Below are 17,661 nucleotides of genomic sequence, written 5' to 3' on the forward strand. Positions count from 1 at the left end.
TTGTGCGTTCAATACAGTGCACGACGCTCTAATGGAAATCGCGGGATTTCGGCATAATCCTCACATTCCTCGGATGATGCGCCGTTTGTGAGGGCGCAACGAGCCGTTGTGGCTCACGACCACTCAAGTCTATCAACGCGCCTGAGCGGTCTTCGAGCTTTGTCGCCACCAGATGCACGACCCCTTCAGGGCTGCGCTGGACACGACCTTCGATGTGAATGAGACGCGCTCCCATGACTTCACGGCGAAACGCCTTCATGATTTTTGGCCAGACGACGATATTGGCAATGCCTGTTTCGTCCTCAATGGTGAGGAACACCACGCCCTTGGCACTGCCCGGACGCTGGCGCACGGTGACAATGCCGGCCACTTTCATGCGGTGATCATTGCCTCCTTCCTGCACTGCGCGACAGGTTGAAACTCCTGTCGCAGCCAAACCTTCACGCAGATATTGCAGCGGATGGCCTTTGAGCGAAAGCCGTGTCGTTTCGTAATCGGCGATCACATGTTCGGATGCTGCCATTGCAGGCAGGTTGGTTCTTGGCTCTTCTGCCAGCTCGCTGCTGGCAGCGGCCTGAAACAGCGGCAGGGTTTCATCATTGGGCAGACGGCGCACGGCCCAGAGGGCTGCGCGCCGGTCGATATTGAGCGAACCGAAAGCATCTGCATCGGCAAGCAGCGTGAAGGCGCGCCGGTCAAGGCGCAGGCGCCGATGCATATCCTCAATAGTGCGATAGGGTTCATGCTGACCGGCAGTCAGCAGTTTTGCAGATTCTTTGGAAAAGCCATCGATCTGGCAAAAGCCGAGTCTGAGTGCCAGGCCCTTATAGGGAGCTTCCTCCAGAATATTGTCCCACTGGCTTAAGTTCACATCCACAGGCAGCACCGTCACACCATGCTCGCGCGCATCGCGCACAATCTGGGCCGGCGCATAAAAACCCATTGGCTGGGAGTTCAGAAGAGCTGCTGCGAACACCTCTGGATGATGGCATTTGAGCCAGGCGGAAATATAGACGAGATGGGCAAAGCTTGCCGCATGGCTTTCGGGAAAGCCATATTCACCAAAGCCTTTGATCTGGTTGAAGCAGTTCTCGGAAAAAGTCCGGTCATAGCCACGGTTCACCATGCCGTCGATCATCTTCTCCTGCATGGTGTGGATGGTGCCCATCTTGCGGAAGGTTGCCATGGCGCGGCGTAACTGATTGGCTTCATCGGGCGTGAATTTCGCCGCCTCGATGGCAATCCGCATGGCCTGTTCCTGAAAGAGTGGTACGCCTTTGGTTTTTTCCAGAATATTGCGTAGTTCGTTGGGCTCCCCATGCTCGGGTGACGGAGAGGGGTATATCACCGGCTCCAAACCGTTCCGCCGTCTCAGATATGGATGCACCATATCGCCCTGAATAGGGCCGGGGCGCACGATGGCAACTTCAATGACAAGATCGTAGAATGTTCGGGGGCGAAGGCGTGGCAGCATGTTCATCTGCGCGCGACTTTCCACCTGAAACACGCCGAGCGAATCGCCGTTGCAAAGCATGTCGTAGACGGCTTTATCATCGCGCGGCAGCGTGGCGAGTTCCAGCTTCCTACCGCCATATTGCTCAGGCTTGTGCGTATGAATGAGATCGAACGCTTTGCGGATACAGGTGAGCATGCCGAGAGAGAGCACATCCACTTTCATAAGCCCCACTTCGTCGATGTCGTCCTTGTCCCATTCGATGAAGGAACGTTTGTCCATGGCCGCAGGGCCGATGGGCACAGTCTCATCCAGCCGGTCACGGGTCAGCACAAAACCACCGACATGTTGAGAAAGATGACGTGGAAAGCCGATCAGCTCCAGCGCCAGTTCTACCGCCCGCCGAATGATCGGGTTGTCGGGATCAAGCCCCGCCTGCCGGATATGTTGCTTATCGATACCGCCGCCCGATATGCCCCAGACCGTATTGGCGAGCGCGCCTGTGACGTCTTCGGTCAGCCCCAGTGCTTTGCCCACATCGCGAATAGCGCTGCGCGAACGATAGCTGATAACTGTTGCGACAATGGCTGCACGATCGGTGGAATAGCGCCTGTAAACATATTGCATGACCTCTTCGCGCCGCTCATGCTCGAAATCGACATCGATATCCGGCGGTTCTTTGCGCTCGGCGGAAATGAAACGTTCAAACAGAAGGTCGACCTCAGTTGGGTCCACGCCGGTAACCCCAAGGCAGAAGCAGACCACGGAATTGGCCGCAGAGCCGCGGCCCTGACACAAGATTTTTTTGGAGCGCGCATATTGCACGATGTCATTGACGGTTAGAAAATAGGCCGCATAGTCAAGCTGCTCGATCAGCGCCAATTCCTTGTTGATCAGTCCTTTGACCTTTTCGGGTATCGTGTCGGCACCATAATGACGTGCCGCCCCTTGCCATGTGAGATCATGCAGATGCTGTTGCGGGGTCTTGCCCGGCGGCACTGGCTCATCGGGATAGTCGTAGCTCAATTCATCGAGGGTGAAGGTAATTGGCGCGATGAAATCGGCAGTGGTGTCGATTGCTTGCGGATAGTTTCGGAATAGTCGTGCCATCTCATGGGCTGGTTTCAGATGGCGTTCGGCATTTTTCTCCAGCAAGCGACCGGCGGCAAAAACCGTGCTGTGATGACGTGTTGCCGTCAATACATCCTGTAAAGCGCGTCGGTCGGGATGATGGTAGAGCACGTCATTGGTCGCCAGCAGAGGCACACCGGCTTCTGCTGCGATACGGGAAATCTGTTCTGCCCGTCGTCCGTCCTGTCCCTGATGTGGCATGGCAAGCGCCAGCCAGAGACAGCCGGGTGCAGCTATAGCAATGCTTGCCAATTGGGTGGAAAACTCCGGCCCTGGATTTTCAGGAGGAAACACAGCGATCTGGAATTGTCGCGCCCGAAACTGAAGATCTGCCCAGACAAGATGGCATTCGCCCTTGATTGCAGCACGGGTCTTGCCCTCTGTTAGCAACCGGCAGAGCTGGCCATAGGCCGCACGATCGCGCGGATAAACGACCATTTCAGGTGTTCCGTCAATGAAGGTCAGCCGACAGCCGATGAAAAGCCGGAAACTGCACGTGTCGCGAAAACTCTTCCAGGTTGCGTGCGCCCGCACTATCCCGGCTAGCGTGTTACGGTCGGCTATCCCCATGCCGGATAGCCCAAGCGTATAAGCGCGCTCCACCAGTTCCTGCGGATGCGATGCGCCACTGAGGAATGAAAAATTGCTGGCAGCAGCCATTTCATAATAGCGGGTCATTAGGCAAACAGCCCATGCAGGAACCAGCGTGGCAGGTTATCGCCCATATAAAGACCCTCGCGGAATATCCAGAAGCGTTGGCCGTTTTCATCTTCAACCCGATAATAATCGCGCAAATCCTGTGCTGTCTGACCGATTGCTAGCCACCATTCCGGTTCGATCCGTTCAGGTCCTTCGGCAAGGCGCACGCGATGACGTACCCGACGCCATATGAAGAACGAAGGTGGACTGTCGGGCACTTCGGCTGTTGTCTCAATCAGCTGTGGTGGACGAAACAGCTTTATGGGTCGTGCAGGCGGATCGCCGGGCAAGGTAGTCGCACTTTGATAACTGGCCTCACTTTTGCCTGTGGATTGAAGCGCAGGTCGCAGGCCGAAGGCGCGCTCGGGCATATGGGTGTCACGTGGAAAAGTGACCAGCACGCGCTGCGGACCCAGTCGCGCCGATAATCGGTCGACGAGCTGGCTGAAACCTGCATCGTCTTCTTCGTGTTGATCAAGTCCGGTCTGGTGCTGGGCGAGTGTGATGCTGCGAAGGGCAGCAAGCCGGATCATGTCAAAGCCGAACCCTGCATCGAGCGGGTCTGTCAGCGCATTAAGACGCTCGCGCGCAAGACGCCAGAAAACCCGGATATCGCGCAGGGGCTGACCCGTTTCAATCCGGATATGGCGAACCTGGCCATCCACCCGAAAAAAGGAGGCTTCGATAAGGATCGCACCCTTACCGTCTGTTTCGAGCCGTGCGAACAGCTCCTGTGCCAGTTCCTGTAATATCTGCTCGACAAGCTCCATTACAGTGATTGGTTCTGAAAGCCTGTGCTCGGCGGTGGCGAGCGGCATCATACGCAGCGGCGAAATCGGTGCACGTGTCTGCCGTGCCAGTCGGTCAAGCTTGGCCGCGAGATCAGGGCCGAAGCGGGCTGTAAGAGCAGAGCGCGGAAGTTGCATGACATCGCCAATGCGCTTGAGGCCTGCACGTTTGAGGCCGGTCTCACTGGCATCTGCCAGTTCAAGGGAAGAAAGCGGCAGACGTGGCAAAAGCGCATCGGCTTGTGCCTGATCAAACACACCGCCTTTGGTTCCGCGTGCCAGAAGCCGTGCAGCAAAAGCATTATCGGCAATAGCCGCCTGTGCGCACAAGCCTGCCCGTTCCATACGCCCCATCACATCAGCGCGCATGGTTGCAAGCCCGCCGAAGAGATGGGCGCAGCCCGTGATGTCTAGCATCAGTCCATGTGGCGGATCGAAGGCTACAAGCGGTGTGTAGCGCTCGCACCAATGAGCAAGGTGATTGACGAGGGCTGCATCGCGCTCTGGCATGGCAGGTGCCACGTCAAGCATCTCCACCCGTGCGCGTGCATCAGTCAGCGCCATGCCGGGAAATATGCCAAGCGTGGCTGCGGCCGCATCCACCGCCGTTACTCGCAGCGCATTGGCGGTGCGTTCCGTGACGACAAGCGGCAGATTGCGGGCGCTTTCAGGCGATGCGACGCGGCGTAACCGATCCGTCGGCAGAAAGGGGAACCAGAGTGCGAGGAACGAACGCTCTGTCTGTTCTTTCTTTTGCGCCAAATTCAAGAGTTTCATTGTTCCATTCCATGATCCACTGGCCACATGTGCCGTGGCGGTTTCGCTCCAGAACAGCTGCAAAGGCAGGTTTTCCTGGCGCGTTCGCTCCACTGGTCTGGGATGGAGCGGGCGCAACGCGCCAACGACTGACAGCGGCACTTTGCACAGCACTTCGATGGCTGCGCAGTAAAATCGCCGGAAGCTGTGCCGTCTCGGTCGCCAGAAGCAAGCGCCGTGAGGCGGTGAGATCGAGACATTTTGGTTTGCCTGTCACGGAAGCGACGATGCCGGAGACGAGATGCGAAGCCTTACTGCCATTGCCTGCTTCCAATGCATCGCCTGCTGCTTTCAGCACATCTTGTGCGGTGGGGCATCGCACAATCAAAAGGCGGGATGGATTAATCCCGAAAGCATGAAGACCCGGTGGATAGAGCCCGCCATATTCGCTCGACGCGCTTTCTTCCTCAATCCAGATGATCGGCCTCTGTGCTTGTGAAGCCCGCAAGGCAAGCGCCAGAGCAAAGCCAGTTGCCGCCATATGTGCGCCGGGGCTTTCGGCAAAAACCTCATGAAGTGCATCGCCTGCAAGACCATGCGGAAAAGCATCATCTGTACCCGAAAATCCGAGCGTGAAGCTGCGCGAACGTCTGAAACCCGTCTGTGCCTCATTTGCAAAATTGTCTTGTGGGTCGTTGCCTTCAATGGCCGTAACCATGCGCCGCAACGCCGCGATGTCGATGCCGCTCACGTCTGGATTCCTGTGGTTTTTAAGGATGCAATTCCAGATGCAAAACCGCTTTACAGTTTTACTGGAATCGTCATTTGTTCTCTATATGTTCTAGTATTGAATCGAGTCAGGCAAGAGTCAAGCGAGATCGGAGAGGAAGATCTTCAAACATAAAAATGCTCCCATAAATGGGAGCATTGACCGACGCAATTGATTGGCTTTCGCCTCATGCAGCTTCTTTGAATGGCACATTTGCCAGTTGCGCAAGGTGGCCGGGAAGGTCAGTGCCTGCACCTGCCGCGTTAATGGTGTCAAAATAATCATGCCAGCCGGTAGCAGTGATTCCGGCAAGCAGCATATCGAGTGCTGCTTCGTCTGGAAAACGCCAGATGGCAAAGAAGCTCTGCTCAGGTGCATAAGGCTTGGTTACATCAACCGGTCCTAGTGCCAAGGCTTCGATACCAAGGGCTGCAAGACCACCCATGCCTGCACCGACTTTTTCAAAAAAAGCCTGTCGACCTTCAGCGCTCAGTGCGTGCCAGCTCGATTTCGGAGAATAAAGCTCGGCGAGATAATAGGTCATGTCATTTCCCTTAAGGTGTCATTGATCTTGAAAGAGCGACCCGCATCGGTGTGGCTCCAGATGCGGCGTAGCAATGTGCTCAGAAGCTGTTGTTCGCCGGGCGAAAGATCGCTCATCAGGCTTGCAATCCACGTCGTATGCTCATCGAAAAGCCGTTGCGCCAGTTGGGTGCCTTCAGGCGTCAGCTGGACGGTTAGCTTACGGCGATCCTGCAGGTCGGCATGGCGTTTGACGAAGCCATCCCGTTCCAGTCCGTCAAGCAGGCCGGTGATGGTCGCGCGGGTTACGCCCGCACGCTCTGAAAGCGTGTGTGGAGAAAGGCCATCCGGTGCATTCTGCAACAAAAACAACAGAACAAACTTACCTTCAGAAAGTTTGTGAGGCGCGAGCCGGTTGGCGCAATCCCGGTCTATTGCCGCAGCAAGCGATAAGATCTCAAAACAGGTTTTGAGTTCGCCAATAGAGGGAGCGTTCCGACGTTTCAGTTCACCCAGAAGGGCATGATGCTTTTGCTCTATAATATCCATACGGTGACATATAGTATGGCGCCATACTAAAATCAATTCATTTTGTGAGGCAGGCGTAATTGAGAAAACTTGATAAAAATGAATATACGAACCATATATGTTTCGGATATGATTTGCTTAACTGGATAGAGCTATGGGCATTGTGAAAATCGATGACGACCTGCATGAGGAAGTGCGCAAGGCGAGCGATGTCATGTGCCGCTCAATCAATGCGCAGGCCGAATATTGGATGAAAATCGGCATGCTGGCGCAGGCCAACCCCGACATGTCATTCAATGAAATTGTTCAGATGCAGCTGCGTGCCGCACAGGTAGAGCTTTCCGTCATGGTGGTCAGGCCATCATGACCAAGACACCTGCCGAAGTGGAAAAGATGGCGGCATCGGGAGCATTGCTGGCTTCCGTTTTTGCGCTTCTTGATCGCACGCCGCTTGCTGGTATGACCACAATGCAGGTCAATGATCTGGTCGAGGATTACATCACGCGTGATCTGAATGCACGACCCGCCAGCAAAGGGCAGTATGATTATCCCTATGTGCTGAATGCTTCGAAGAACGAGGTTGTCTGCCACGGCATGCCTTCGAATGATGAAATCATCGAAAATGGTGAGATCATCAATTTCGACATCACATTGGAAAAGGACGACTATATTGCCGATTCCAGCAAAACCTACATGATTGGCGAAGTTGCTCCCTTTGCCTCGCGTTTGGTCCGTGTGACTTATGAGGCGCTGTGGAAGGGCATTGCTGCCGTGCGTCCCGGTGCGACGCTGGGCGATGTTGGCTATGCGATTGAACGATACGCCAAGCGCCATGATTACAGCGTGGTGCGTGAATATTGTGGCCACGGTATTGGCCGAGAGATGCATGAGGAGCCGCAGGTCCTGCATTTCGGCAAGCCCGGCACGGGCGTTCGTCTGCGTGAAGGCATGGTATTTACCATCGAACCGATGCTCAATCAGGGCACAGCCAAGGTGAAGACGGAACAGGACGGCTGGACGGTGGTGACACGCGACGGAAAATTATCCGCGCAGTTCGAGCATACGGTAGCAGTCACAGCCACGGGAGTCCGCGTGCTGACCTTGCGCCCCGGAGAAGAGAAGATGCTGGCAGGTATCAAGCACGCGGCTTGAATGTCATCCAATTCTGCCAGCCATCCAAAGCAGTGAAACAATTGTTCCACCTATGCTCATGCCTGCTGCAAGAATGGTTCCCAAAATGACAGGCGCGAGTTTCAGAAAGGAAATGTGGGGTGATATTTCCAGCTGGAAATTCGTATTGATTTTTTCCGGGGTAAGACAGGTAATCTCGTAATCACCCGGCGCGTTGCAATCGAAATTGCCCAAGGCGTGAGAAGCATAGCCGCGCATATCTGTGCGTCTGACGCTGAGCAGAGAACGGCTTGTGGAGTGATAGGGAACCAGGGTGCCAGACGCGCGTGCTTTGATAGCGAATTGCGCTGAGAAATAAGCCGTTCCGGTGAGAACGGTGAGAGGTGGAAACACGATGCTGATCGTGTATCGCCCTGCTTTTAGCAAATAAAAGATGTGCGGTTGGCTATCAGCTGGAAAACGGTGGCGAATTGCGGGCATAATCATTCCCCACAGGATGGGAATGCAGCGGATCAGCAGGTAAATTCCGAACAGAATGCACGCGGGCAGGGCCAGATAGAGAAACAAAATCTCATGCCTCATGTCTATGTGTCTCGCGGGCGCCCCTGAATTGAACTTGAATTGAAAAAGCCCGCCTGTTGGCGGGCTTTTGTCTGAACTGGAACGGCTTACTTGCGGTCGCGCGCAGCCAGAGTCCGCAGACGAAGTGCATTGAGCTTGATGAAGCCTGCCGCATCTTTCTGGTCGTAAGCACCCTGATCGTCTTCAAATGTGACGAGCTTGTCGGAATAAAGCGACTTGTCGCTCTCACGTCCGGTTACAATCACATTGCCCTTGTAGAGCTTGAGCGTGACTTCACCTTCGACATGGCGCTGGCTGAGATCGATAGCGGCCTGCAGCATTTCACGTTCTGGCGAGAACCAGAAGCCGTAATAGATCAGCTCCGCATAACGCGGCATCAGCTCATCCTTGAGATGCGCTGCACCACGGTCAAGCGTGATCGATTCGATGGCGCGGTGTGCTGACAGCAGGATCGTGCCGCCTGGCGTTTCATAAACGCCACGCGACTTCATGCCGACGAAACGGTTCTCAACAAGGTCGAGACGACCAATGCCGTTATCGCGACCATAATCATTGAGCTTGGCAAGCAGGGTTGCAGGCGAAAGACGTTCGCCATTGATGGAAACAGCATCACCCTTTTCAAAGCCGATCTTGATGATCGTCGCTTTGTCGGGAGCCGTTTCAGGCGAAATCGTGCGCATGTGCACATATTCCGGAGCTTCAACAGCAGGATCTTCCAGAACCTTGCCTTCGGATGATGAGTGCAGCAGGTTTGCATCGACGGAGAATGGCGCTTCGCCCTTCTTGTCCTTGGCAACTGGAATCTGATGCTGTTCAGCAAATTCGAGCAGATGCGTACGGCTCTTGAACTCCCAGTCGCGCCATGGAGCGATGATCTTGATATCCGGGTTCAGCGCATAGGCGGAAAGCTCAAAGCGAACCTGATCGTTGCCCTTGCCAGTTGCACCATGTGCAATGGCATCAGCGCCGGTCTTCCTGGCAATCTCGATCAGATGCTTGGAAATGAGCGGGCGAGCAATCGAGGTGCCAAGCAGATAGACGCCTTCATAGACGGCATTTGCACGGAACATCGGGAAGACGAAATCACGCACGAATTCTTCGCGCACATCCTCAACGAAGATTTCCTTGATACCCAGCATTTCAGCTTTTTTGCGTGCTGGTTCAAGTTCTTCGCCCTGGCCGAGATCGGCAGTGAAGGTCACGACTTCCGCATTAAGCTCGGTCTGCAGCCACTTCAGGATGATTGAGGTATCGAGACCGCCCGAATAGGCGAGAACGACTTTCTTGACGTCTTTCCACTTGCTCATAGTTCACTTCCGTCTGATGCGATGAGGCCCGATAGGCCGTAGAACAGGATGTTGCAGTTCTTTTATCAGTTGCTAAGCCGCGTGCAAGTCAGATGGCGCTTTGACGGCAAAAGAAAGCATTTTCCATTGGAGCTGGCTGTCTTGACGGGTGTCTGTATTTGTAACTATAAAAGTTACATGAGAGAGACGAGCAATCCATTTTCCGATCCGCAGGTCGTGGCACGCTATGCTGAAGGGCCGCCGAGAGCTGTACCGGGTTTTCACGATATGCAGCGTATGACGCGTTTGTTGCTTGCCGAATGTGCACCCGCTGATGCGCGCATTCTGGTGTTAGGGGCAGGCGGTGGGCTTGAGCTCAAGCTTTTTGCTGAAAACCATCCGCTTTGGACGTTTGAAGGCGTCGATCCGTCTGCTGAAATGCTGGCACTGGCTCGCTTAAATCTTGGGCCGAATGCGTCGCGTGTGAATTTCCACGAAGGCTATATAGACAGCGCATCACAGGGGCCGTTCGATGGAGGGGGCTGTCTGCTGACCATGCATTTTTTCGACACGGATATGCGCAGGCAAGCGCTGGCGGAAGTGCATCGCCGTTTGAAGCCGGGCGCGCCGTTCATCATGACGCATTTTAGTTTTGAGCAAGGCGATGCCGAAGAGAGAGCATTATGGCTATCGCGCTATGCTGCGTTTCTCAGTGATTCTGGTGTCGATCCAGCAAGTGCAATGAAGGCGAGCACGACAATCAATGAGCGCCTTCACATCCTCACGCCTCAACAGGATGAAGCGCTGATACGTGACGCAGGCTTCAAAAATGTGAGCCTTTTCTATGCGTCTTTCACTTATCGCGGATGGGTCGCATACGCTTAAAAAATCCTATGGCGGCGCAAATGAATTCGCGTTAGCTTGCCGCGAATTCTCGGAGTCTCTTTAGATGTCTTTTCTGACAAACCTGACCTTCATTCCCGAATGGACCATATTCGTCCAGTTCGTGATTGCTACCGCAATTTTATCTATCACGCCTGGCCCTGACATGACGCTTTTTGTCGGTCGTGCCTTGTCTGAGGGAAAGGCCGCTGGCTTTGCCTGTATGGCAGGTGCCAGCACTGGCATTGTTGTGCACACGAGCATGGTGGCGCTGGGGCTTTCCGCGCTCATTCTCGCTTCGCCCGCAGCTTTCACGGCATTGAAAGTGGTCGGTGCGGTCTATCTCGTCTGGCTTGCGGTGCAGGCCATTCGCAAAGGCTCGGCATTCTCGCCCGAAAAGAATGGTGGCAAGAAGCACACGCTGGTTCAGAACTGGGCGACCGGACTTGGCATCAATCTGCTCAATCCGAAGATCATTCTGTTCAATATGACGTTCCTGCCGCAGTTTGTTTCAGCCCATGATCCACATGCGATGGGAAAGCTGTTCTTCCTTGGCCTGTCATTCATTCCGTTGGCGCTGCCTTTCACCATTCCCATGGTGGTTGCAGCAGACAGATTTGCTGGCCTTCTCAAGAAGAACCCAAAGGTCACACGGATTGTGGATTGGCTTTTTGCTGGCGTGTTCTCAGCTTTCGCGCTGAAGATCATCACTGCACAGGCGAAGTAAGATTTACTCAGCCGGGCGGGCTAACAATCGCCCGGCTTTGCGGCCGGCAATCAGCCAGTAAACGAAGCCGCCAACAATGCCAGAGCATGCGACGGTGGTATAAAGCATGACAGAGAATGAATCGATCGGTTCCATTTGCCATGTGAAAAGGCCGATTGAGATCATGGCAAACAAGCTGATCAGCAGTCCACCTACGCAATAGAAAAGCGAAGATGTTACAGGCTTGCTCTCACTATAGATGACCATTCCAAGTGCTGGGAAAAAGCTGAACGCGCCTGCAATGCCTGCAAAGAAGAATCCACCCAAGTGCAGTGCAGCCTGAAAACCTTCAGAACCCCAATTTCCAACAAAGGGATTGAAAGCGGCGGTACCATCAACATCGTGCCGGAGCAACGCGTTGAGGTCGAACTGGCCGTAAAGAACCGCCGCAAGAAAATATCCTGCAGCGAGAACCGCACAGCAATAGCCGAAACAGATAACGAAGAAGCGAGTTATATAATCGAACGTGTCGGTCAACCGCGCTTAATCTCCGTGTCCGGCAATCATCATGGCTTCGAGCGCCAGACGTTCTGTTTTGCGCATGCGCTCTGATTCCGACTTCAACTGACCGCATGCAGCAAGGATATCACGGCCGCGCGGCGTGCGGATCGGTGAGGCGTAGCCTGCCGCATTCACATAATCAGCGAAGCGTTCAATATGCTCCCAATCCGAGCACTGGTAGTTGGTGCCGGGCCATGGGTTGAACGGGATCAGATTGATCTTGGCCGGAATACCGCGAAGCAGTTTTACCAAAAGCTTAGCGTCTTCCATGCTGTCATTAACGTCCTTAAGCATCACATATTCAAAGGTGATGCGCTTGGCGTTCGACAAGCCTGGATATTCGCGACAGGCTTTGAGGAGCTGTTCCAGCGGATATTTTTTATTGATCGGAACCAGAAGGTCGCGCAACTCGTCGCGCACGGCATGCAGCGAAATTGCCAGCATAACCCCGATTTCTTCGCCGGTGCGATAGATTTCCGGCACAACACCGGAGGTCGATAGCGTGATACGGCGTTTGGAAAGTGCCAACCCATCGCCATCGGAAGCAATCAGCAGGGCCTTCTTCACTTCCTCAAAATTATAAAGCGGTTCGCCCATACCCATCATGACGATGTTTGTGATCTTACGGCCTTCTGCTGGCACGATAGCACCATCAGGCGTATTGGTGTCCGGGAAATCGCCAAGCCGGTCACGAGCGGTCATCAACTGAGCCAGAATTTCTTCTGATGTCAGATTTCGAACCAGTTTCTGCGTGCCTGTATGGCAGAAGGTGCAGGTGAGGGTGCAACCAACCTGCGAAGAAATGCACAGCGTGCCGCGACCTTCTTCAGGAATATAAACGCATTCGATTTCGACCGGACGACCAGCCCCGCGCGGCGGAAAACGGAACAGCCACTTGCGCGTGCCATCCTGCGAGATTTGTTCTTCAACGACTTCCGGACGCGAAATGGTGAAATGCTGCGCCAGCAGAGCGCGCAAATCCTTGGAAATGTTACGCATGTCCGCAAAGTCGGATACGCCACGCACGTAGAGCCAGTGCCAGAGCTGCGCAATACGCATCTTGACCTGCTTTGGCGTCACGCCGACCTTGATCAGCTCATCAGCCATTTCTTCACGCGACATGCCGATGAGCGACGGCTTTTGCTCCATATTTGCGCGCATGTGGCGGGCAAGCTGGTCGCGCGTATCATCAATGGTTAAGTCGAACGAAATGGACATCTGTTTTCAACTGTTAGGGGCGACCACATAAGCGCGCTGATAAGCTTCGCCAGTTCGTCTTCGCCACGTCATCTGGGCCAATTGCATGGATATATGGGCTCGATCATTCAAATATGCGAGCCCTGTTGCGCGGGGACATAGCACACAATATTCGATCCGTCATCCTGCAGTATGTTTTAGCTGTTATGCAGGATGATAAGTCCGGGAATGAAAAAGAAAAGCCGGGGCTGGGCCCCGGCTTGTCAATTAGAGCATGTCGCGGAAAAGTGGGAACCGGTTTTCCGATAACGGCATGCTTGAAAAAAGATAGCTAAAGCGGGTCACGCTTCAGCTCAAACCGATTGTCTTATTTGCACTTCTGGATGGCTGCGAGTGCTGCCGAAATGCCCTTGAGCGAATAGGTGTAATTGGTCTTGGTGCCGCGCTTGGACTGTGCCTGCACCTTCATGTCCGAACCGCCACGCATTGCTGCGATCAGCTGTGGCTCTTCGGCGGCATTTTCCATCCAGCCGGATTTGCCGTTGACGAACATTGTAAAATTGCGGTTTCCAATGCTGACAATAACTTTGGCATTCGCATTGGCGTTCAGCTCATAGCCCGCCATAAACTGTGGTTCAAAGCTGATGTTCTGTCCTGGCTTCTGGCTCACGAGGAAGAAGTTGTCGCCGTGATCAACATTGGCTGGCGCTTTTTGCGTCGGAACGGACAGGACATAGCAAACCTTGCCATTGCCTGACTGATAGCTATAGGCGCCCCAGGCGTCGAACTGCTTAATCTGGGTCGGTGTCTGGGCGAGAGCCGAGCCCGCCATTGCAATCGTGAACACCGAAGCCGCGACGATCGATTTTCCAAGCATGTTTTTTTACCGGTTCTCTTTCGTTTGCTTCAAAGTCGAATATCGGGATGTCGCCGTTCAACACGCCGTCCCGTTTGGTGACCCTTAATGTGCCTTAATCTGGGTTACCAAACGGTGAAGTTTTGAAAGAAAACTTGAACGGGCAGACCTAAGCCCCCACGATCCCGATGCCAACTTCATCCAAAAGAAAGCGGCAAGAGTTTGTCATATCGCGTCATTGCATCATCATCGTGATGCTGACCCATAACAAAAATGTGAAGGGTAGAGGCGCTTTAAGCTGCCTCCTCCTCGTCGCGCAGGGCTTCACGGGCCGCAATTTTATGGGCGGGAGTGATATGTGTCCGCACGGCAGTCAATGCTGCCATCAGCACGGCAATGTCATCTGTAAAACCAATGCCAACCAGCATGTCCGGGATCACGTCAAAGGGCATAACGAAATAGGCAAGTGCGGCCATCAGCGTCATGCGCACGCGCGTCGGCGTGTTCTGGTCGAGCGCACAATAATAGGCAGCCACGACCTCATCCATGAACGGAATCATGCGACCGGCACGGCGTGCGGTCTTCCAGAAACCCTTTTTCACCCGCTCGCTGCGATTGTTGAAACCGCCTTCATCACCGGGTTCGAGGATTTCATCAATCTTGACGCTATCCATCTTCGCTCAAACTCCTGTCAGTCGGTTATCTGAGACATAGTTATCTACGACATGACGATAACGCAGATGGGAATATTACGAGCATTTTTCAAGATTGGGTGCCGTCCTCCCCCTGCAAGAACCGTCAGCTTCACCAAGCCTGCCAAATCACAAGAATATGGATTCCAGCCAGATCGGGGGGCTGGTTCGCGATCTGCCCGATCGGATTAAATGGAGATTTTCTATGCATCTAACCGGCTATGGCGAAAATTTTGTACGCACCGACCGGTCAAGCCAGTTCTATCGCGGCCATCAGCTGGCCGCAGCGCAGGATATTAGCGATCAGGTCAATATCGATGTAAAGGACGGTATCTGTTACGATATTACCGCTTATATGCGGTTTTTGCTGGGAGCGGGTATCTCCGAATACACCTTGCGCGGGACGTCTGGCCACAACTGGATTCCATTGCTGAACTTCAAAGCCGGAGAGCGGTGGAATGGTTATTCGGCACTCCCTTATGGGCGGGCAATCGGCTTTTACGACGTCAGAGCCGGGAACATATTCCATTCCGCCATTGCCATTGGCGACGTCTGTATCCGAAGCGTGAATGGTGGTGTTCTGGGGCAAAACTGGAACGAGCAGATCGATCTGACGAAGGTATTGCCGTATTCGTGCAGGAATCGCGATGGCAGCTTCAACTTTCAGAAGAAGACGGTAATTGTTTATATTTCAAAGGTTTGAGAAGAATCAGGAGCATGAATTCATTTTGCGAGCGAGCCTGATATCAAGCTCTGTGATGCCATCTTCACTATGGGTCGAAAGCGTGACATCAACGCGGTTATAGACGTTGATCCATTCGGGGTGATGGTCGAGCTTTTCAGCATAAAGTGCTGCGCGGGTCATGAAGCCGAACGCCGCGTTGAAATCCCTGAACTTGAAACTCTTGTAGATTGCTTCGCGCCCATCGACTTTCTGCCAGCCTTCAAGCTCGATCAGCGCTTCTTTCAGTTGTTCACTCGTTAGCCTGTTGCGTGCCATCGTCTTTTGCCTATGTTGGGTTTCTTATATCATCTTAACATAGCCGCGAGAGTTCCGTGCCCCATTCTACCCCGATCAGTATTATCCCAACAAGCATTCTGTTCGTCTGTGCAGGCAATATCTGCCGTTCGCCGCTTGCAGAAGGTGTAATGGGCGACGTGCTGAAACAGCGCAGAATTGACCATGTGCTGATCGATTCGGCAGGCACAAATGGCTATCACACCGGAGAAGAACCCGATGATCGTTCGATCCGCGTTGCCGCAGTTCATGGCCTCGTTATCTCAGCCCAACGCTGCCGTCAGCTGACAGCGGATGATTTCACACGCTTTGATCTCATTCTGGGTATGGATCACTACAATATGCGAATGATCGGCCAACGAAAGCCTGCAAACGCAACTGCCCGTGTCGGATTATTCACCGAGATTGCCGAAGGCAAGCCGGTTGAAATCCCCGATCCCTATTATGGTCAGATCGGGGATTTCGAAGAGGTTTACCGGATGGTTCTGGCATCGTCCAATGCGTTGGCCGACCAGTTCTGGCGTGATGCCGCCATCAAAGGCCACGCTTCTTCAACGACATAAGGCCCGCCACCAACAGAATCACGTGAGGACATCAACACGAAGCGACCCACTTTGAAGGGCAGCGTCGAGAAGTTGCCGCGTGAAGAGAGATAATGCACCACATCGTCGATGCGAGCATTTCTCAACCGTGCCAAAGTCACATGCGGTGTGAATTTGCGTGGATCGGCAGGAATGTGAAGCCGCTGGCAGATGCGTTCGATTTCGCCTTGCAATGCGTTGAGTTCAGGCGAGGGGGATATACCCGCATAGATACTGTGTGGCTTTTTGGAGCCAAAAGCATCGACACCTGATAAGTTGAGCATGAATTCGGGACGCCTTACGCGATCAAGCGCATTGGCAATCTCGTCGGCCACGTGGCCTTCCACATCTCCGATAAAACGCAAGGTTATGTGGTAGTTTTCGACATCAATCCAGCGTGCGCCGGGTAGACCGCCTCGCAATAACGAGAGCGAAAGCGCGGCGTCGCGCGGGATTTCGAGGGCAGTAAAGAGACGCGGCATAAGGCATCCTCCTCGAATCGTTCAACATCAGAGCGCCATGCGTCCCGGAGAACACGTAAAGGACGCTCTGAGTTAGAGTGTCTTCGCATCGCGCTTAGCAAAAATCGAATCTGATTTTTGTGCCGATGCGAAGCTTAGCGAATCATTCTTCGCTCGCGGGAGCAAGCTGTTTATCTCGCCCCGCTATCTCAACCGCCGGATGTCCCCGACTTTTGTGGGTTTTTCAGGTTTTTCTCGATCATTGGCAAAAACTTCGCAACCATGGTTTCAACCCCCTTTTCATTGGGATGCATGCCATCCTCCAGCTGTAGTTCCTTTTGTGCGGCAACGCCTTCAAGGAAGAATGGATAGAGCGGTACGCCATATTTCTGGGCGAGCCTGGGGTAGATCGGATTGAATTTGTCGGCGTAATCCTTGCCCATATTGGGCGGGGCCATCATGCCTGCGAGGATTACCGAGATGCCACGTGTTTTGAGACGCGACAGCATTTCATCGAGATTTTTCTCGGTAATGTCAGGTGAAATGCCCCTCAGCGCATCATTGGCGCCAAGCTCCAAAATCACCAGATCCGTACCATCGGGGATTGACCAGTCGATGCGCGCAAGGCCGCCGGTAGTGGTATCGCCGGATACGCCAGCATTTTCGATACTGACTTCATAGCCCTTGTCGTCGAGGGCTTTTTCAAGCTGCTGGGGGAAGGCTGCATTGGAAGGCAGAAGATACCCCGCCATCAAACTATCGCCGAAGCCGACAATCTTCACCTGCGCAAGTTGCTCGGTTGGCAATGCGTCTTCGAGTCCTGTCGGCTCTTCCTGAGCGCGTGCAGCAGGCAGGCTTGTGGCAAGAAAAGATGCAACTATCGCAAAAATCGACAGCCATGCCGGGATTGAGAGTTTGAAACGCATTGTCAGCAACCCATATCTAGCAACAAGGTAGGAATATCGCCCGAAGAACTTCTCCTCGAACTTCTCTTCAATTTCTGGCGCAAAACAAGTTCAATTTTGTGGCGCGCTCAGCTTCTTGAATATTCATATAGGAAGA

Annotated in this window: 20 protein-coding genes; 6 read left to right on the plus strand and 14 right to left on the minus strand. The window is 53.8% G+C overall.

From position 1 onward, the window contains the following. Nucleotides 1–28: 28 nt before the first annotated feature. The 5 genes from CEV32_RS19050 to CEV32_RS19070 all read right to left on the minus strand — a co-directional run bounded on the left by CEV32_RS19050 (nucleotide 29) and on the right by CEV32_RS19070 (nucleotide 6,667). Nucleotides 29–3,262 carry an error-prone DNA polymerase gene (locus CEV32_RS19050; RefSeq protein WP_094578682.1) on the minus strand — a complete coding sequence of 1,078 codons (3,234 nt, stop codon included), beginning with the start codon at nucleotides 3,260–3,262 and terminating at the stop codon, nucleotides 29–31. Then, nucleotides 3,262–4,848: a Y-family DNA polymerase gene (locus tag CEV32_RS19055; protein WP_094578683.1), complete on the minus strand. Its 1,587-nt coding sequence runs from the start codon at nucleotides 4,846–4,848 to the stop codon at nucleotides 3,262–3,264. Before CEV32_RS19055 ends, CEV32_RS19050 begins: the two co-directional genes overlap by 1 nt. Continuing rightward, nucleotides 4,739–5,578: an ImuA family protein gene (locus CEV32_RS19060; protein WP_094578684.1), complete on the minus strand. Its 840-nt coding sequence runs from the start codon at nucleotides 5,576–5,578 to the stop codon at nucleotides 4,739–4,741. Before CEV32_RS19060 ends, CEV32_RS19055 begins: the two co-directional genes overlap by 110 nt. 205 nt (nucleotides 5,579–5,783) lie before the next feature. Further along, the gene (locus tag CEV32_RS19065) at nucleotides 5,784–6,140 is read right to left on the minus strand and encodes a DUF6616 family protein (protein ID WP_094578685.1); all 357 of its coding nucleotides are present in this window, start codon (nucleotides 6,138–6,140) and stop codon (nucleotides 5,784–5,786) included. Then, entirely contained in the window at nucleotides 6,137–6,667 is a 531-nt protein-coding gene (locus CEV32_RS19070; RefSeq protein ID WP_094578686.1) for a MarR family winged helix-turn-helix transcriptional regulator, read from the minus strand. Before CEV32_RS19070 ends, CEV32_RS19065 begins: the two co-directional genes overlap by 4 nt. A 133-nt stretch (nucleotides 6,668–6,800) precedes the next feature. Here CEV32_RS19070 and CEV32_RS19075 point away from each other — a divergent pair, with 133 nt between their 5' ends. Beyond that, entirely contained in the window at nucleotides 6,801–7,013 is a 213-nt protein-coding gene (locus CEV32_RS19075; protein ID WP_094578687.1) for a ParD-like family protein, read from the plus strand. After that, nucleotides 7,010–7,798, plus strand: a complete 789-nt coding sequence (gene map / locus CEV32_RS19080) for a type I methionyl aminopeptidase (protein ID WP_094578688.1) — start codon at nucleotides 7,010–7,012, stop codon at nucleotides 7,796–7,798. The genes CEV32_RS19075 and map overlap by 4 nt, the downstream gene beginning before the upstream one ends. 3 nt (nucleotides 7,799–7,801) lie before the next feature. Here map and CEV32_RS23845 read toward each other — a convergent pair whose 3' ends face one another. Beyond that, nucleotides 7,802–8,359 (minus strand): hypothetical protein, encoded by a 558-nt coding sequence (locus CEV32_RS23845; protein ID WP_208620874.1) that lies wholly within the window; start codon nucleotides 8,357–8,359, stop codon nucleotides 7,802–7,804. 86 nt (nucleotides 8,360–8,445) lie between these two features. Beyond that, on the minus strand, nucleotides 8,446–9,666 hold the full coding sequence (locus CEV32_RS19090) for an argininosuccinate synthase (RefSeq protein ID WP_094578689.1): 1,221 nt from the start codon (nucleotides 9,664–9,666) through the stop codon (nucleotides 8,446–8,448). Nucleotides 9,667–9,843: 177 nt separating this feature from the next. On the opposite strand from CEV32_RS19090, the gene CEV32_RS19095 reads away from it, so the two are divergent. Both CEV32_RS19095 and CEV32_RS19100 read left to right on the plus strand, forming a co-directional pair. Further along, nucleotides 9,844–10,530 (plus strand): class I SAM-dependent methyltransferase, encoded by a 687-nt coding sequence (locus tag CEV32_RS19095; protein ID WP_094579169.1) that lies wholly within the window; start codon nucleotides 9,844–9,846, stop codon nucleotides 10,528–10,530. A 64-nt stretch (nucleotides 10,531–10,594) separates the two neighbouring features. Continuing rightward, a complete protein-coding gene (locus CEV32_RS19100; protein ID WP_094578690.1) occupies nucleotides 10,595–11,254 on the plus strand; it encodes a LysE family translocator in 660 nt (219 codons plus the stop codon). A 3-nt stretch (nucleotides 11,255–11,257) separates the two neighbouring features. Here the strand turns inward: CEV32_RS19100 and CEV32_RS19105 are convergent, their stop codons facing one another. From CEV32_RS19105 to CEV32_RS19120, 4 genes are all read right to left on the minus strand, one after another. Continuing rightward, on the minus strand, nucleotides 11,258–11,770 hold the full coding sequence (locus tag CEV32_RS19105) for a hypothetical protein (RefSeq protein WP_094578691.1): 513 nt from the start codon (nucleotides 11,768–11,770) through the stop codon (nucleotides 11,258–11,260). 6 nt (nucleotides 11,771–11,776) lie between these two features. After that, the gene (gene rlmN, locus CEV32_RS19110) at nucleotides 11,777–13,012 is read right to left on the minus strand and encodes a 23S rRNA (adenine(2503)-C(2))-methyltransferase RlmN (RefSeq protein ID WP_094578692.1); all 1,236 of its coding nucleotides are present in this window, start codon (nucleotides 13,010–13,012) and stop codon (nucleotides 11,777–11,779) included. A 346-nt stretch (nucleotides 13,013–13,358) separates the two neighbouring features. Continuing rightward, nucleotides 13,359–13,868, minus strand: a complete 510-nt coding sequence (locus CEV32_RS19115; protein WP_094578693.1) for an invasion associated locus B family protein — start codon at nucleotides 13,866–13,868, stop codon at nucleotides 13,359–13,361. Between the two features lie 272 nt (nucleotides 13,869–14,140). After that, nucleotides 14,141–14,521 carry a YkvA family protein gene (locus CEV32_RS19120; protein WP_094578694.1) on the minus strand — a complete coding sequence of 127 codons (381 nt, stop codon included), beginning with the start codon at nucleotides 14,519–14,521 and terminating at the stop codon, nucleotides 14,141–14,143. Nucleotides 14,522–14,744: 223 nt separating this feature from the next. Here CEV32_RS19120 and CEV32_RS19125 point away from each other — a divergent pair, with 223 nt between their 5' ends. Continuing rightward, on the plus strand, nucleotides 14,745–15,242 hold the full coding sequence (locus CEV32_RS19125; protein ID WP_094578695.1) for a hypothetical protein: 498 nt from the start codon (nucleotides 14,745–14,747) through the stop codon (nucleotides 15,240–15,242). Between the two features lie 6 nt (nucleotides 15,243–15,248). Here CEV32_RS19125 and CEV32_RS19130 read toward each other — a convergent pair whose 3' ends face one another. Beyond that, a complete protein-coding gene (locus CEV32_RS19130) occupies nucleotides 15,249–15,539 on the minus strand; it encodes a 4a-hydroxytetrahydrobiopterin dehydratase (protein ID WP_094578696.1) in 291 nt (96 codons plus the stop codon). A 56-nt stretch (nucleotides 15,540–15,595) separates the two neighbouring features. Here CEV32_RS19130 and CEV32_RS19135 point away from each other — a divergent pair, with 56 nt between their 5' ends. Then, nucleotides 15,596–16,120, plus strand: coding sequence for a low molecular weight protein-tyrosine-phosphatase (locus CEV32_RS19135; RefSeq protein WP_094578697.1), 525 nt, complete (start codon nucleotides 15,596–15,598; stop codon nucleotides 16,118–16,120). Here CEV32_RS19135 and thpR read toward each other — a convergent pair. Both thpR and CEV32_RS19145 read right to left on the minus strand, forming a co-directional pair. Beyond that, nucleotides 16,030–16,620, minus strand: a complete 591-nt coding sequence (gene thpR / locus CEV32_RS19140; protein WP_094578698.1) for an RNA 2',3'-cyclic phosphodiesterase — start codon at nucleotides 16,618–16,620, stop codon at nucleotides 16,030–16,032. The two genes, CEV32_RS19135 and thpR, sit on opposite strands and share 91 nt — an antisense overlap. 188 nt (nucleotides 16,621–16,808) lie before the next feature. After that, the gene (locus CEV32_RS19145) at nucleotides 16,809–17,525 is read right to left on the minus strand and encodes an arylesterase (RefSeq protein ID WP_094579170.1); all 717 of its coding nucleotides are present in this window, start codon (nucleotides 17,523–17,525) and stop codon (nucleotides 16,809–16,811) included. Nucleotides 17,526–17,661 lie beyond the last annotated feature (136 nt).

Source organism: Brucella rhizosphaerae (assembly GCF_002252475.1).
Classification (GTDB): Bacteria; Pseudomonadota; Alphaproteobacteria; order Rhizobiales; family Rhizobiaceae; genus Brucella; species Brucella rhizosphaerae.

Bases quoted from the DNA above. Each gene is read 5' to 3' on its own strand.
- CEV32_RS19050 (WP_094578682.1), bottom strand. From the start codon at position 3,262: ATGACCCGCTATTATGAAATGGCTGCTGCCAGCAATTTTTCATTCCTC.
- CEV32_RS19055 (WP_094578683.1), bottom strand. From the start codon at position 4,848: ATGAAACTCTTGAATTTGGCGCAAAAGAAAGAACAGACAGAGCGTTCG.
- CEV32_RS19065 (WP_094578685.1), bottom strand. From the start codon at position 6,140: ATGACCTATTATCTCGCCGAGCTTTATTCTCCGAAATCGAGCTGGCAC.
- CEV32_RS19070 (WP_094578686.1), bottom strand. From the start codon at position 6,667: ATGGATATTATAGAGCAAAAGCATCATGCCCTTCTGGGTGAACTGAAA.
- CEV32_RS19075 (WP_094578687.1), top strand. From the start codon at position 6,801: ATGGGCATTGTGAAAATCGATGACGACCTGCATGAGGAAGTGCGCAAG.
- map (WP_094578688.1), top strand. From the start codon at position 7,010: ATGACCAAGACACCTGCCGAAGTGGAAAAGATGGCGGCATCGGGAGCA.
- CEV32_RS23845 (WP_208620874.1), bottom strand. From the start codon at position 8,359: ATGAGGCATGAGATTTTGTTTCTCTATCTGGCCCTGCCCGCGTGCATT.
- CEV32_RS19090 (WP_094578689.1), bottom strand. From the start codon at position 9,666: ATGAGCAAGTGGAAAGACGTCAAGAAAGTCGTTCTCGCCTATTCGGGC.
- CEV32_RS19095 (WP_094579169.1), top strand. From the start codon at position 9,844: ATGAGAGAGACGAGCAATCCATTTTCCGATCCGCAGGTCGTGGCACGC.
- CEV32_RS19100 (WP_094578690.1), top strand. From the start codon at position 10,595: ATGTCTTTTCTGACAAACCTGACCTTCATTCCCGAATGGACCATATTC.
- rlmN (WP_094578692.1), bottom strand. From the start codon at position 13,012: ATGTCCATTTCGTTCGACTTAACCATTGATGATACGCGCGACCAGCTT.
- CEV32_RS19115 (WP_094578693.1), bottom strand. From the start codon at position 13,868: ATGCTTGGAAAATCGATCGTCGCGGCTTCGGTGTTCACGATTGCAATG.
- CEV32_RS19120 (WP_094578694.1), bottom strand. From the start codon at position 14,521: ATGGATAGCGTCAAGATTGATGAAATCCTCGAACCCGGTGATGAAGGC.
- CEV32_RS19125 (WP_094578695.1), top strand. From the start codon at position 14,745: ATGCATCTAACCGGCTATGGCGAAAATTTTGTACGCACCGACCGGTCA.
- CEV32_RS19130 (WP_094578696.1), bottom strand. From the start codon at position 15,539: ATGGCACGCAACAGGCTAACGAGTGAACAACTGAAAGAAGCGCTGATC.
- thpR (WP_094578698.1), bottom strand. From the start codon at position 16,620: ATGCCGCGTCTCTTTACTGCCCTCGAAATCCCGCGCGACGCCGCGCTT.
- CEV32_RS19145 (WP_094579170.1), bottom strand. From the start codon at position 17,525: ATGCGTTTCAAACTCTCAATCCCGGCATGGCTGTCGATTTTTGCGATA.